The sequence below is a fragment of the Pseudomonas sp. P1_C12 genome (assembly GCF_056406435.1).
Genome location: NZ_JBFUAE010000021.1, coordinates 26,670 through 38,727 on the forward strand (window position 1 = coordinate 26,670; position 12,058 = coordinate 38,727).

General features: G+C 61.0%; 15 protein-coding genes. 11 read left to right on the plus strand and 4 right to left on the minus strand.

Translation table 11 applies throughout. The annotated features are described in order from the left end of the window. Positions 1-44: 44 nt before the first annotated feature. The 3 genes from AC1D19_RS26580 (at position 45) to AC1D19_RS26590 (ending at position 1,453) form a co-directional block, all read left to right on the plus strand. Complete coding sequence (locus AC1D19_RS26580) at positions 45-626, plus strand: DJ-1/PfpI family protein (RefSeq protein WP_008051822.1); 582 nt, start codon at positions 45-47, stop codon at positions 624-626. Positions 627-640: 14 nt separating this feature from the next. Then, positions 641-946, plus strand: a complete 306-nt coding sequence (locus AC1D19_RS26585; RefSeq protein WP_477765091.1) for a ribbon-helix-helix domain-containing protein — start codon at positions 641-643, stop codon at positions 944-946. 162 nt (positions 947-1,108) lie between these two features. Further along, positions 1,109-1,453 carry a YegP family protein gene (locus tag AC1D19_RS26590; protein WP_116262203.1) on the plus strand — a complete coding sequence of 115 codons (345 nt, stop codon included), beginning with the start codon at positions 1,109-1,111 and terminating at the stop codon, positions 1,451-1,453. A gap of 122 nt (positions 1,454-1,575) precedes the next feature. Here AC1D19_RS26590 and AC1D19_RS26595 read toward each other — a convergent pair whose 3' ends face one another. Continuing rightward, positions 1,576-2,595 (minus strand): DUF4917 family protein, encoded by a 1,020-nt coding sequence (locus AC1D19_RS26595; protein ID WP_477765092.1) that lies wholly within the window; start codon positions 2,593-2,595, stop codon positions 1,576-1,578. A 132-nt stretch (positions 2,596-2,727) separates the two neighbouring features. On the opposite strand from AC1D19_RS26595, the gene AC1D19_RS26600 reads away from it, so the two are divergent. The 4 genes from AC1D19_RS26600 (at position 2,728) to AC1D19_RS26615 (ending at position 7,472) form a co-directional block, all read left to right on the plus strand. Beyond that, positions 2,728-3,636: a LysR family transcriptional regulator gene (locus tag AC1D19_RS26600; RefSeq protein WP_477765093.1), complete on the plus strand. Its 909-nt coding sequence runs from the start codon at positions 2,728-2,730 to the stop codon at positions 3,634-3,636. A gap of 217 nt (positions 3,637-3,853) precedes the next feature. After that, positions 3,854-5,047, plus strand: coding sequence for a CaiB/BaiF CoA transferase family protein (locus AC1D19_RS26605; protein WP_477765094.1), 1,194 nt, complete (start codon positions 3,854-3,856; stop codon positions 5,045-5,047). Further along, the gene (locus tag AC1D19_RS26610; protein WP_477765095.1) at positions 5,044-5,970 is read left to right on the plus strand and encodes a hydroxymethylglutaryl-CoA lyase; all 927 of its coding nucleotides are present in this window, start codon (positions 5,044-5,046) and stop codon (positions 5,968-5,970) included. The genes AC1D19_RS26605 and AC1D19_RS26610 overlap by 4 nt, the downstream gene beginning before the upstream one ends. 170 nt (positions 5,971-6,140) lie before the next feature. Then, on the plus strand, positions 6,141-7,472 hold the full coding sequence (locus AC1D19_RS26615) for an MFS transporter (protein WP_223462967.1): 1,332 nt from the start codon (positions 6,141-6,143) through the stop codon (positions 7,470-7,472). 78 nt (positions 7,473-7,550) lie between these two features. Here AC1D19_RS26615 and AC1D19_RS26620 read toward each other — a convergent pair whose 3' ends face one another. Continuing rightward, positions 7,551-8,039, minus strand: coding sequence for a DMT family transporter (locus AC1D19_RS26620; protein ID WP_477765096.1), 489 nt, complete (start codon positions 8,037-8,039; stop codon positions 7,551-7,553). A gap of 77 nt (positions 8,040-8,116) precedes the next feature. On the opposite strand from AC1D19_RS26620, the gene AC1D19_RS26625 reads away from it, so the two are divergent. Beyond that, positions 8,117-9,025, plus strand: coding sequence for a LysR substrate-binding domain-containing protein (locus AC1D19_RS26625; RefSeq protein ID WP_477765097.1), 909 nt, complete (start codon positions 8,117-8,119; stop codon positions 9,023-9,025). A 20-nt stretch (positions 9,026-9,045) separates the two neighbouring features. Here the strand turns inward: AC1D19_RS26625 and AC1D19_RS26630 are convergent, their stop codons facing one another. Next, the gene (locus AC1D19_RS26630) at positions 9,046-9,330 is read right to left on the minus strand and encodes a type II toxin-antitoxin system RelE/ParE family toxin (protein ID WP_477755355.1); all 285 of its coding nucleotides are present in this window, start codon (positions 9,328-9,330) and stop codon (positions 9,046-9,048) included. Next, the gene (locus tag AC1D19_RS26635; protein WP_150727562.1) at positions 9,320-9,559 is read right to left on the minus strand and encodes a CopG family ribbon-helix-helix protein; all 240 of its coding nucleotides are present in this window, start codon (positions 9,557-9,559) and stop codon (positions 9,320-9,322) included. Before AC1D19_RS26635 ends, AC1D19_RS26630 begins: the two co-directional genes overlap by 11 nt. 153 nt (positions 9,560-9,712) lie before the next feature. Between AC1D19_RS26635 and AC1D19_RS26640 the strand changes: the two genes are divergently transcribed. The 3 genes from AC1D19_RS26640 to AC1D19_RS26650 all read left to right on the plus strand — a co-directional run bounded on the left by AC1D19_RS26640 (position 9,713) and on the right by AC1D19_RS26650 (position 12,053). Then, positions 9,713-10,351, plus strand: a complete 639-nt coding sequence (locus AC1D19_RS26640; protein WP_477765098.1) for a LysE family translocator — start codon at positions 9,713-9,715, stop codon at positions 10,349-10,351. A gap of 79 nt (positions 10,352-10,430) precedes the next feature. Continuing rightward, entirely contained in the window at positions 10,431-11,777 is a 1,347-nt protein-coding gene (locus AC1D19_RS26645; RefSeq protein WP_477755357.1) for a sensor domain-containing protein, read from the plus strand. A 117-nt stretch (positions 11,778-11,894) separates the two neighbouring features. Next, complete coding sequence (locus AC1D19_RS26650; RefSeq protein ID WP_477755358.1) at positions 11,895-12,053, plus strand: KGG domain-containing protein; 159 nt, start codon at positions 11,895-11,897, stop codon at positions 12,051-12,053. Positions 12,054-12,058: the final 5 nt, after the last annotated feature.

Genomic DNA, 12,058 nt, shown 5'->3' on the forward strand with positions numbered 1-12,058 from the left:
ACCTTGAATACTCCTGCAAGCCCACTTCCAGAGGAGTCCTCCCCATGGCTGCGAAAAAAATTCTGATGCTGGTCGGTGATTACGTCGAAGACTATGAAGTGATGGTGCCGTTCCAGGCGCTGCTGATGGTCGGCCACACGGTGCACGCCGTTTGCCCGGACAAGGCTGCCGGCCAGACCGTGCGCACGGCGATCCATGACTTCGAAGGCGACCAGACCTACAGCGAAAAACCCGGTCATCTGTTTGCCCTCAACTTCGATTTCGCCAAGGTCAACGCTGCTGATTATGACGCCGTGCTGATTCCCGGCGGCCGTGCTCCGGAGTACCTGCGCCTGAACGAAAAAGTCCTGGAGCTGGTGCGCGCATTCGACAAGGCCGGCAAGCCGATCGCTGCCGTGTGCCATGGCGCGCAGTTGCTGGCGGCCGCGGGTGTTCTCGAAGGTCGCGAATGCAGCGCTTATCCGGCCTGTGCTCCGGAAGTGCGACTGGCGGGCGGTACGTATATCGATATTCCGGTGACGGACGGCCATGTTCAGGGCAATCTGGCCACAGCTCCGGCCTGGCCTGCGCACCCGAACTGGCTGGCCGGTTTCCTGGGGTTGCTGGGTACCAAAATCACGCTGTAACGAGGGACCTGTCCATGTGCGAGCTGTATGTCAAAGCCGACCCGATACTCTACGAATCGCGCTCTCGCTCGCTGCGCATCTGCGGGGTGGTCACCACCCTGCGGCTGGAGAATCAGTTCTGGGACATCCTCAGCGAAATCGCCGAAGTCGATGGCATGACCACCAATCAGTTGATCGCCAAGCTGTATGAAGAGGTGATGGACTATCGCGGCGAGGTGGTCAATTTCGCCTCGTTCTTGCGGGTCAGTTGTACGCGGTACCTGAGTCAGCGTCGGAATTCGACGCCGGAGTTGTCGGTGGTGCGGGCTGCGGCGAAGTAAGGAAGATCGTGTCGACGCCATCGCGAGCAAGCTCGCACACAGGGATCACGCTGAACCTGTGGGAGCGGGCTTGCCCGCGATGGGGCCGGTACAGGCGACAGAAATAACAGTGTGGTCTTTACTGTGAAGCGCGCAACCTCTCAATCGCCCAGGAGAAAGAGCATGTCCGGATGGTATGAAGTGAGCAAAAGCAGCAATGGTCAGTTCAGGTTTGTCCTCAAGGCGGCCAACGCCGAGACCATTCTGACCAGCGAGCTGTACACCACCCACGCCGCCGCCGACAAAGGCATCGCCTCGGTCCAGGCCAACAGCCCGCTGGATGAGCGTTACGAGAAGAAAACCACCAAGGATGGCCATCCGTATTTCAACCTCAAGGCGGGCAACCACGAGATCATCGGCAGCAGCGAGGCCTATTCCTCCGATGCCGCCATGGAGAAAGGCATCGCCAGCGTGAAGGCCAACGGCTCGACCAAGGTGGTCAAGGACAAGACACTGCCGGTGCTTTGAACTCAACACACATCCCCGAATGTGGGAGCGGGCTTGCTCCCACATTCGACCGCATTTTATCTGAAGGAACTCGGTCACCTGTGGGAGCGAGCCTGCTCGCGATAGCGTTAACTGCGTCGCCGCTAAACCTCGACAGGTACGGTGAGCTTCGGGCCACCCAGCGCATGGCTCTTCGAATCAAAAAACCGCAACTCCACCCCCGTCCCCTCAAACACCTTCGCGTAATGCCGCTTCTGGTGCTGGATGAACGCCTTACTGCGCGGGTAAATCGAGATCGCTACCACCTGCGGTTTTGCCAGGCGCAAGGCGTGGATGATATGGCTGTCCTGCTCCCCCAACGCATGGCCGAAGATGCACAGCGCCTGGCCGTGACCGAGTAATTGCTCGTAGCAGAACGACAGATAGTCCGAACTGCGAATGGTCTTGAGCTTGTCCGCACTCGGCCCTTCGTTGACGAACAGCGGCACGTCGTCGAGGGTCTTGATCGTGTTGTTGATGGCGAAACTGCCCAGCAACGTGCCCTCGGTCGACATCAGCTTGCGCGCCGTACCGTCCTGGTTGCGCACCAGGTGCAGGCCTCCGTGCAGGTACAGCAAACGGGTTTTGTCGGTGGCCGTGTCGCTCAGGTCGAAACCGGGTTCGCCCCCCTGGAACAGGTCGGTAATCGCCCCAGGTTGGTGTTGCACCGCCCAGTAGGTGAGCAGGTCGTAATTGGTGGTGAACACCGTGCGATAACTGGCCAGTTCCTGATTGATCGTCGCCAGCGTCGAAGGCACCACCAGCCGCCACGGGATATGTAGCGCATGCACGGTGTTGATCAGCGCTTCCTTGATCGCGTAATAGCGATTGCGTGGGGCGGCGGAGCTGACAGCCAAGGCCTTGTTAACCCGGCTGGTGGTTTTCAGGGCGCTCAGTACCTGCTCGAAACTGCGGGTCTGCAGCGCATCGAACACGCTCAGCTCGGACGGGCTCAGGGGTTTTTCTTCAACGGTGCGGGCGTTTTCGAACAGCGACTCGTAGCCGAAATCGTCCCACACCGCGCGACTGGCGCCGTTGCCCACCAGCAAACCACTGAACGAAGCGGTGCTGCGCAAGACGTTCCAGTCTTCAAGTTGGGCATCGACATCCTGGAAATCGGTCATTGCGGTCTTCGTCTCACGGCAAAAGGTCTGTGGGCGGCGACTTTATCACGACCGGGTGCCCGGACCACGGCACGACCCGGGCGAAGAACGCTATGCTGCGACTTTGCCTGAGCCGACTTCGCCGAGTACCCGATGCTGCAAAAAAGCCTGATCCGCCGTCTCGACCTGATCACTCTGCAATTGTTCGTCGCCGTCCATGAAGAAGGCACGCTGACCCGTGCCGCCTCGCGCGAAGCGATTGCCGTCTCGGCGGCGAGCAAGCGCTTGATGGAGCTGGAGGAGGCGCTGGGTATCAGCCTGTTCGTGCGCCAGGCCAAGGGCATGTCACTGACGCCGGCCGGTGAAACCCTGCTGCACCATGCCCGGCAGATGTTGTTCAACGTCGAGAAAATGGGCCTTGAACTGGGCGAACACAGCCACGGTGTACGCGGCTATGTGCGGATGCTCGCCAACCTGTCGGCGATCATTCAGTTTTTGCCCGAGGACCTGCGGGATTTTTCCGAGCGTCACCCACAGGTCAAGACCGACCTCGAAGAACGGCCCAGCGCTGGGGTGATTCAGGGCGTGCTCGACGGGGTGGCCGACCTCGGGATCTGTTCCATCGACAGTGACATCAAGGGCCTGCACAGCGTGTTGTATCGCCAGGACAAACTGGTGGTGTTGATGCCGCCCCATCATCCATTGGCGAGCCGGTCGAGCGTGGCTTTCGCCGATACGCTACAGAGCGATTACGTAGGGCTGCATGCCGCCAGTTCGATCAACATGCGTACCCATGCCGCAGCCCGTGAGGCTGGCAAGGTGTTGCGGGTGCGCATTCATGTGCCAGGGTTCGATGCCATGTGTCGCATGGTCCAGGCCAACATGGGGATCGGCATCCTTCCGCAACGGGCCTATGAATTGTTTGGCCGGGCGCTGGGATTGCACGCGGTGCCGTTGACGGACGAATGGTCCGATCGGGCGCTGATTCTGGTGGTGCGCGATGAGGCGTTGCTGTCGCCGGTGAGCCGGATGTTGTTTGAGCATTTGCGGGGTCGTGTCTGACAGTTCTCTGCTGAATGCACCGGCCTCATCGCGAGCAGGCTCGCTCCTACAGGGAAATGCATTCCAAATAGCTTGCTCGCGATGACTGACCTAAGGTCACGACAATCTTCCAGAGCGTTCGCATTTCGCGAACGCTCGTTGCCAACTGAAGGTTGGATTCCCGAGCCCCCTGTCCTCTAGCCTTGGCGCATATTCCAAGAACAAGAGGTATCCCGCGATGACTGCCCCCTTGAGTGCGATCAAAGTGATCGAGATCGGCACGCTGATCGCCGCGCCGTTTGCGGCGCGCATGCTGGCCGAGTTCGGCGCCGAGGTGATCAAGATCGAAGCCATGGGCCAGGGCGATCCCCTGCGCAAATGGCGCAAGCTGCACGAAGGCACCTCGCTGTGGTGGTACCTGCAATCGCGCAACAAGAAGTCCCTGGCGCTGAACCTCAAATCCCCCGAAGGCATCGAACTGGTCAAGCAACTGGCAACCAGTGCCGATGTACTGATCGAAAACCTGCGCCCCGGCGCCCTGGAGAAACTCGGCCTCGGTTGGGACGTGTTGCACGCGCTCAATCCCAACCTGACGCTGGTGCGGATTTCCGGTTACGGCCAGACCGGCCCGTACCGCGATCGTCCGGGTTTCGGTGCCATCGGCGAGGCCATGGGCGGCATCCGCTACACCACCGGCACGCCCGGTTCGCCGCCGGCGCGGGTTGGCGTGAGCCTTGGCGACTCCCTGGCTTCGCTGCACGCGGTGATCGGCGCGCTGATGTCGCTGCTAAGGGTCAAGACCGGGCAGGGCGGCGGGCAAATCGTTGATGTGTCCCTGGCCGAAAGCGTGTTCAACGTCATGGAAAGCCTGGTGCCGGAATACGACATGCTTGGCCATGTGCGCGAACGCAGCGGCGGTGCCTTGCCGGGCATCGCGCCATCCAACACGTATCTGACAGCCGATGGCGCCTACGTGGTGATCGCCGGTAACAGCGATCCGATCTACAAGCGCCTGATGCAAACCATCGGCCGCGCCGATCTGGCCGAGGCGGCGGAATTCGCTCACAACGACGGGCGTGCGGCCAAAAGCAATCTGCTTGATGCCGCCATCACCCACTGGACCAGCAGTCTGCCCATCGACGAAGTACTGGCCGCCCTGGAAGCCGCCGAAGTCCCGGCCGGGCGCATCTATTCGGTGGCCGACATCGTCGCCGATCCGCACTATCAGGCGCGGGACATGCTGCTCAATGCCGAGCTGCCCGGTGGCGCCACGGTGAAGATGCCGGGCATCGTGCCGAAACTCTCCGAGACACCCGGCGGCGTGAACTGGTCCGGCCCCGGGCTGGGCCAGCACACCGACGGCATCCTCGCGCAATTGGGCCTGACCGCGATGGACATCGAACGCCTGAAAGTCGAAGGAGTGGTGCAATGATCACTGATTATTCCGATAGCCTGATCGTGCAGGAAGTGTCCCCGCGCGACGGTTTGCAAATCGAGCCGACCTGGGTTGAAACCGACAACAAGATTGCCTTGATCGATCAATTGTCGCAGGCCGGATTCAGCCGCATCGAAGCCGGTTCGTTCGTGTCACCCAAAGCCATTCCTGCACTGCGCGATGGCGAACTGGTGTTCAAGGGCATCGCCCGGCAACCGGGGGTGATCTACGTCGCGTTGATCCCCAACCTCAAAGGCGCGCAACGGGCACTGGCGTGCCGTGCCGATGAGCTGAACCTGGTGATGTCTGCCAGCCAGACTCATAACCGGGCGAACATGCGCATGGGTTGTGAAGATTCATTGGCCGCGTTCGGCGAGATTGTGCAGTTCGTCGGCGACAGCGCCGTGCGACTCAACGCCAGCATCGCCACCACCTTCGGCTGCCCGTTCGAGGGCAAGATCGATGAGGACCGTGTACTGCACATCGTCGAGGCCTATCAGGAGCTCGGCATCCAGGGCATCACCCTGGCCGACACGACGGGCATGGCCAACCCGCGTCAGGTCGACCGACTGGTGCGCCGGGTGCTGCAGCGGGTGTCCCCGACGGACCTGACCCTGCACTTTCACAACACCCGCGGCCTCGGCCTGTGCAACGTGCTGGCCGCCTACGAGGCCGGTGCCCGGCGCTTCGACGCGGCCCTCGGTGGTCTCGGCGGCTGCCCGTTTGCGCCGGGGGCATCGGGAAACATCTGCACTGAGGATCTGGTGAACCTGTGCGATGAAGTCGGCATTCATACCGGCATCGATTTGCCGCTGCTGCTGAAACTGTCCCGAGGGCTGCCGGCGCTGCTCGGCCATGAAGTACCAGGGCAACTGGCCAAGGCTGGACGTAATTGCGATCTGCACCCGATCCCCACCTGACACCAATCCCCTGTAGGAGCGAGCCTGCTCGCGATAGCGGTGAGGCAGTCGACATCAATGTTGGATGTGACTCAGTCATCGCGAGCAGGCTCGCTCCTACAGTAAAAAGCACCTTAACCAGACAACAAAAACAATCGGACACCCACGGGAAGTCCGCCTGGAGAACTGCAATGAGCCTGAATGCACTGGAGGCCGGCGCGAGCCCGGCCGTTAGCCACGACACCGAAAAAGCCTTGGTCAGTAAAGTCGCCTGGCGCCTGATGCCGCTGATCATGGTCTGCTACCTGTTCGCCTTTTTCGACCGCATCAACATCAGCTTCGCCAAGTTTCAGCTGCAGACCGACCTGAGCCTGAGCGACACCGCGTACGGCCTAGGCGCCGGGTTGTTCGTGGTCGGTTACGTGATTTTCGAAGTGCCGAGCAACATGATGCTGTACAAGGTCGGCGCACGCCGCTGGATCGCCCGGATCATGATGTCCTGGGGCCTGGCCACGGCGGCCATGGTGTTCGTCAACAGCGAATGGCAGTTCTACGTGCTGCGCTTCGTGATCGGTGCGATGGAGGCGGGGTTTGCCCCGGGCGTGCTGTACTACCTGACCCTGTGGTTCCCGCAGCACTATCGCGGGCGTATCACCTCGATGCTGTTCCTGTCGTCGGCGTTCGCCGGCCTGGTGGGCGCGCCGTTCTCGGGGCTTGTGCTGCAACACCTCGACGGAGTGCTGCAAATGCGCGGCTGGCACTGGCTGTTCCTGCTCGGTGGCGTGCCGTGCATCGGCCTCGGTTTGCTGGTGCTGACCCTGCTCAAGGACCGCATCGAAGACGCCCATTGGCTGACGCCTTCGGAGAAGACCTTGCTGGCCAGCCGCATCGCTCAGCATGAGCCGCACAAGAGCGGAGGTTCGCTGCTCGCTGCACTTAGGATTCCGGGTTTCCTGACCTTGGGCCTGATCTATTTCCTGATTCAGGTGGCGTCCTACGGCTTGAATTTCTGGGCGCCACAACTGATCCGCAGCGCCGGCACTGAAAGTCCGGTGATGATCGGCTTGCTGACGGCCATCCCGTACATCTGCGGTGCCATCAGCATGGTGGTGATCGGACGCCTGTCCGATGCTTCTGGCGAGCGCCGCAAGTTTGTCGCCGGTCTGGTGGCGGTCGGTGCGATCGGGTTCTTCTGCGCGGGGATCTTCGCCAACCACACGACCTTCCTGATTGTCGCGCTGGGCCTGCTCGGTGCCGGGATCATCGCCTCTATCCCGAGCTTCTGGACCCTGCCGCCGAAACTGCTGGCCGGTGCCGGCGCGGGTGCTGCCGGCGGGATTGCAGTGATCAACACCCTGGGCCAGTTCGGCGGCATCGTCAGCCCGGTGATGGTCGGCCGGATCAAGGACCTGACCGGCAGCACCACGCCGGCGCTGTATGTCATCGGTGTCTGTGCGCTGATCGCGGTGGCGCTGTTGCTGTGGGGATTGCCGCAGAAGTTGCGCACACTCGATAAGTTTTAAAAGATCGCAGCCTTCGGCAGCTCCTACACGGACCACGCATCCCCGTAGGAGCTGCCGGAGGCTGCGATCTTTTGATCTTCAAGAAGTCGCTGTCATCGCTTTTTCCGCAGCGTCACTAAACTGAATCAACACCACCCCGGCCATCAACAGCACCACCCCAAACACCTTGGGCAAGGTGAGCTGCCGTTCCACCAACCCAAACCAGCCGTAGTGATCCAGCAACAACGACGCCACCACTTGCCCCGCCAGCGCCAATGCCATGAACCCTGCGGCACCCAGCTTGGGCAGCAGCACCAATGCCAAGGAAATAAAGCACACCCCAAAAGCGCCACCGGCCCACATCCAAAGCGGCGCCTTGCTGATGAATGCCAGTGACGGCAACGGCAAACGCATCGCAACGATGATCGGCAACAACACCAAAATGCTCACGAGCAACGAGGCGAGCGTCGCCCACAACGGATGGCCCAACCCGCGCCCGAGATTGACGTTGATCGCACTCTGAAACGGCACCACCGCCCCGGCAATCATTGCCAGCACCAACAGACTCACCCAATGCAACGTACTCATGATCGATCCCCAACAGGTTTTGCTGGACTCTAGGGTATTCGTCGCGCAGATTTAAATTCCGTTTTGCTATTCAGAACATGCAGCAGATGAATGATCTTCGACGCATCGACCTCAATTTGCTGGTAATCCTCGACGCCTTGCTCAGCGAGCAACACGTGACCCGGGCGGCCGAGCGTCTGCACTTGAGCCAGCCAGCGGTCAGTCATGCGCTGGCGCGATTGCGTGACCTGCTCGGCGATCCCCTGCTGGTGCGCGCCGGTGCCAGCCTAGTACCGACTCCGCGAGCGCTGGAACTGGTGGCACCGCTGGCCGAAGCCTTGGCCCAGGTGCAAGCGCTGCTGGCGCCGAACGCCTTCGATCCGGCGACCACCCAGCGCACCTTCCGCCTGGCGATGTCCGACTACGGCGCCGCCATTGTCCTGCCGGGGCTGATCCGAGCGTTGCGCCGCGAAGCGCCGGGCATTGACCTGCAAATCAGCCATGGCAGCCGCGAAAGCATGCTCGAAGGGGTGCTCAACGGTGACATTGATGTCGCCGCCGGTGTATTCCCGGAAATGCCCAACGAGTTGCGCAGCACGCCGCTGTTCGAAGAGCACTACGCCTGCCTGCTGGACCCCAAAAGCCTGCCCGTCGACGGAGCCCTCGACCTGGCCACTTATTTGGCACGCCCCCACGTCCTGCTGGAGATGCGCGGCAGCGGCACCCCGGAAATCGAGCGGGCGCTGACCGCATTGCGCGAACGCCGGCGTGTCGCCATCAGCCTGCCGCACTGGAGCGTCGCCCCGGAGCTCATCAGCGGAACGGACCTGATCCTCACTGTCGCGTCGCGAGGCTTGCGCGATATCGATGAGTCCACATTGGTTGTCGTGCCACCGCCGTTTCACATTCCATCGTTCACTATTGTGTTGGCGTGGCATACACGGCGGGGTGGAGATCAGGCGTTGAACTGGTTGAATCGGAGGATTGGGGAGGGGATCGAACGCTAGAAGCTTTTCTAAAATGGCCTTTACCAATTGGAAGGTGGCAGGCGACGCGTATGAAAAACTCGTAGTACCTGAAGCCGACCTTGGCGAACCCGGTAGGGAATCAAATAGGGGCGATCAGGCATGACCCATTCCCGGGTACCGGGTAAGCGTCCTTCACGACCCGTCGCTGGAAATCGGGCAAGGTGATCGACACTGGCGAGAATCGCTCGAACAAAATCTGCTGCAGCTTCTGGATTCTCGATGGCGATGTAGGCGGCTTCGTCATCCAGATTCTTTAACGCCGTACGCAACCACTCAACGCGCATTCGCCGTCCACTTGTCAGCCATTGCGTTTACTTCTTCTTGTGTCGCGAAGTCACCTTCATCGGCTTCTTTCAAGGCTTTCTGAATTTCCTCGATTTGCCACGCTTCACGGGCCAGGTATTCACGCAGCGCATCCACGGCCAGAAATGATTTGCTGCGGCCCGTTGCCTTGGAAAGACTCGCGAGGGTATCGGCGATTTCGTCTGGTATGCGCAGGGACATAACTGACATGGTGGTCTCGATGTAGTGGTTTGTAATACAACATACTACACCGTCATCAGTGAGGCGGGGCCAGCCCGTTCGTCTGTCGAGATGTTTCAATCGACAGGCAATGACCTGATATAGACTGGCGACCATTCACCAAGCCGTTCAAAAGGACTCCCCATGACCCCATCGTTGCTAATGGCCGTGCTTGCCTCGGGTTTTATCTACGGCATCACCCCCGGGCCGGGTGTGCTGGCGGTGTTCGGCATTGGCGCGGCCCATGGGCGACGGGCCGGGGCGGGGTTTCTGTGCGGGCATTTGCTCGGCGATGTGATCTGGTGCAGTACGGCGCTGATCGCGATTGTCGGTGCGCGGGAGATCGGCAGTACCGCGTTCGACGTGCTCGGTGTGCTCAGCGGCCTGTATCTGTTCTGGCTCGGCTGGCGTGCGGTGCGCGCCCGGCGCAGCAGCGCTGATGCGCCACGGGGGCCGGCACGGCAACCGTTCTGGCACGGCATTCTGTTCGGTTTGACCAATCCGAAGGCCTATCCGGTGGCCGTGGCGACGTTCACGGCACTGTTGTCGAGCCGCGCGGAACTGCTCAACTGGTCAATGCTGCCGGCGCTGATCGCCCTGAGTTTCGTCGGCGGGTTGCTCGCCTACGCTATTCTCATTGGCGTTGTCGGTGCGCGGCGAGTGCGCAGCTTGTACCAGCGTCATGAACTGGCAATCACCCGGTTGTGCGGGGTGATGTTCATCGGTTTCGCCATTAACGCGCTGGTCCATGCGTTGCCGGGGCTGATGCCGAACAAGGCTTGAATATGATCACAAGGATGCAAGGCCGACAGGGCAGGGATGATTGATAAGCGCTGCATTATCGGGACACCCACGCTGAACCATGGAAAACCGAAATTCCGCGCCGCTGGCGAGCTACATCGATCTGTTGCTGGACGCCGTCTGTGCGGTGGATAAACAGGGCCGCTTCGTCTTTGTCAGTGCGGCGTGCGAGCGCATATTCGGCTACAGCGCGGATGAGATGATCGGCCAGCCGATGATCGACATGGTGCACCCGGCCGATCGCCAGCGAACCCTCGATGCCGCCCGGGAAATCATGGGTGGCGAGCCCAAGCTCAACTTCGAAAACCGCTACCTGCGCAAGGATGGCCGCGTGGTGCACATCCTCTGGTCGGCGCGCTGGTCCGAGGACGATCAATTGCGCATCGCGGTGGCCCGCGACATAACCGAGCGCAAGCAGGCCGAATCCCGGCAGGCCGCGCTGTATGCGATTTCCGAGGCGGCCCATGCGGCAGAGGATCTGCTGGCGTTGTTCAAACGCATCCACATGATCATCGGCGAATGGTTGCCGGCACTGAATTTTTCCGTGGCACTGTACGACGAGCGCTGCGCACAGTTGAATTTCCCTTATCACGTCGATGACCACGAGCCACAGCCCGAACAGCCCGGAACAATGACCGGGCGCCTGTGCGCCGAAGTGATCCGCACGGGGCAGCCGATCCTGTTGACCCCGGACCAGTGCACACCGCCTGCCGGCTTCGAAGCGCTGGTAACCGAGCAGAACGCACCGTGTTGGCTGGGTGTGCCGCTGAACTCGCAAAACGGCACCATCGGTGCGTTGATCGTCAAAAGCATTCCGGGCGGCGAGCGCTACACCGAGCAAGACAAGGAACTGCTGCAATACGTCTGCGCCCAGGTCGCAACCGCCATCGAGCGCAAGCAACTGCATGCCCGCCTGCAATACATGGCCCAGTACGACCAACTGACCCAGTTACCCAACCGCGAACTGCTGCGCGACCGGCTCAAGGCATCACTGCAAGTGGCCCGGGAAGACCGCGGGCGCATGGCGCTGTTGTACGTCGACCTCGACCGCTTCAAGCACGTCAACGACACCCATGGCCACGCGGTCGGCGACATGCTGCTGCAAGCGGTGGCCAACCGGCTCAAGGGCTGCGTGCGGGAAACCGACACCGTGGCACGCATCGGCGGCGATGAGTTCGTGGTGTTGCTGCACAGCATTCGCGCTGCGGACGATACCGACATCGTGGTCGAGAAAATCCGTCAGGTCCTGGTCCAGCCCCTGCGTCTGGACGGGCACAGCCTGAACATCCAGCCAAGTATCGGCGTCGCCCGATACCCCGATCACGGCACCGAAGAGAAGCAATTGTTCAGGCATGCCGACGAAGCGATGTATTGCGCCAAACGCGAGCATCACCTGCGACTGGTCTGAAAACCAGGCACCGTTCGTCGTGGTATCCACATAATTTTCTAAACCTTTTGGGACGCGCAACTTCAGATTCTATGGGGGCTACAGCTCGCCGCGACTATCACCAAGAGGAAGAGAATCATGCCTAGCTCAAGAAACTCGAACTCGGGGAATTTCGCCAACGATCGAACGAAGGCTTCTGAAGCCGGTCGCAAGGGTGGGAAAACCACCACCACGACCGTCGAAAAAGACCCGGCGAAACCCGACATGGGCCGCAAGGGCGGTCAGAAATCCCGCTAAAGGAT

What these genes read in the sequence shown, in the direction of transcription:
- AC1D19_RS26585 (WP_477765091.1), top strand. Translation starts at nt 641, where the DNA reads ATGTGCGAGCTGTATGTCAAAGCCGACCCGATACTCTACGAATCGCGC.
- AC1D19_RS26605 (WP_477765094.1), top strand. Translation starts at nt 3,854, where the DNA reads ATGACTGCCCCCTTGAGTGCGATCAAAGTGATCGAGATCGGCACGCTG.
- AC1D19_RS26580 (WP_008051822.1), top strand. Translation starts at nt 45, where the DNA reads ATGGCTGCGAAAAAAATTCTGATGCTGGTCGGTGATTACGTCGAAGAC.
- AC1D19_RS26625 (WP_477765097.1), top strand. Translation starts at nt 8,117, where the DNA reads ATGCAGCAGATGAATGATCTTCGACGCATCGACCTCAATTTGCTGGTA.
- AC1D19_RS26590 (WP_116262203.1), top strand. Translation starts at nt 1,109, where the DNA reads ATGTCCGGATGGTATGAAGTGAGCAAAAGCAGCAATGGTCAGTTCAGG.
- AC1D19_RS26595 (WP_477765092.1), bottom strand. Translation starts at nt 2,595, where the DNA reads ATGACCGATTTCCAGGATGTCGATGCCCAACTTGAAGACTGGAACGTC.
- AC1D19_RS26650 (WP_477755358.1), top strand. Translation starts at nt 11,895, where the DNA reads ATGCCTAGCTCAAGAAACTCGAACTCGGGGAATTTCGCCAACGATCGA.
- AC1D19_RS26615 (WP_223462967.1), top strand. Translation starts at nt 6,141, where the DNA reads ATGAGCCTGAATGCACTGGAGGCCGGCGCGAGCCCGGCCGTTAGCCAC.
- AC1D19_RS26640 (WP_477765098.1), top strand. Translation starts at nt 9,713, where the DNA reads ATGACCCCATCGTTGCTAATGGCCGTGCTTGCCTCGGGTTTTATCTAC.
- AC1D19_RS26620 (WP_477765096.1), bottom strand. Translation starts at nt 8,039, where the DNA reads ATGAGTACGTTGCATTGGGTGAGTCTGTTGGTGCTGGCAATGATTGCC.
- AC1D19_RS26600 (WP_477765093.1), top strand. Translation starts at nt 2,728, where the DNA reads ATGCTGCAAAAAAGCCTGATCCGCCGTCTCGACCTGATCACTCTGCAA.
- AC1D19_RS26610 (WP_477765095.1), top strand. Translation starts at nt 5,044, where the DNA reads ATGATCACTGATTATTCCGATAGCCTGATCGTGCAGGAAGTGTCCCCG.
- AC1D19_RS26635 (WP_150727562.1), bottom strand. Translation starts at nt 9,559, where the DNA reads ATGTCAGTTATGTCCCTGCGCATACCAGACGAAATCGCCGATACCCTC.
- AC1D19_RS26630 (WP_477755355.1), bottom strand. Translation starts at nt 9,330, where the DNA reads ATGCGCGTTGAGTGGTTGCGTACGGCGTTAAAGAATCTGGATGACGAA.
- AC1D19_RS26645 (WP_477755357.1), top strand. Translation starts at nt 10,431, where the DNA reads ATGGAAAACCGAAATTCCGCGCCGCTGGCGAGCTACATCGATCTGTTG.